The organism is Gilvimarinus sp. 1_MG-2023 (assembly GCF_030548285.1).
This window is the reverse complement of sequence record NZ_JAUOSC010000739.1, coordinates 1-296: the sequence shown is the minus strand read 5'-3', so window position 1 is coordinate 296 and position 296 is coordinate 1. Positions and strand designations below refer to the sequence as shown.

Genomic DNA, 296 nt, shown 5'->3' with positions numbered 1-296 from the left:
AGTTTACGTTCCGTATAATCAAAAAATACAATGCCGGTCTTGGCTTCCGCCACCAGTCTACCGCTGGACTGGTTACTGACCCGGTAAATCACATCACAACCGTATTTGTTAAAATCCATCACCCCGACGGCAAAGGTCAATACTTCGCCAATAAAGGCTTCGGCCCGGAAACTAACCACCAGGTCGGCGACCATAATCCCCAGGCCATCAATATCCAGTTCCGAAAAGTCCAGAGAACGCAAATAACGCAGCCGCGCCTCGTGTAGCAGCGTCACCATCCGGTCATTGCCCAGATG

Annotated in this window: 1 protein-coding gene; it reads right to left on the bottom strand. The window is 51.0% G+C overall.

Annotated features, from left to right (window positions below; genetic code table 11):
* Nucleotides 1–296 (bottom strand): acyl-CoA thioesterase (locus Q4563_RS18830; protein ID WP_303605602.1); only part of this gene is annotated, 296 nt, incomplete at both ends.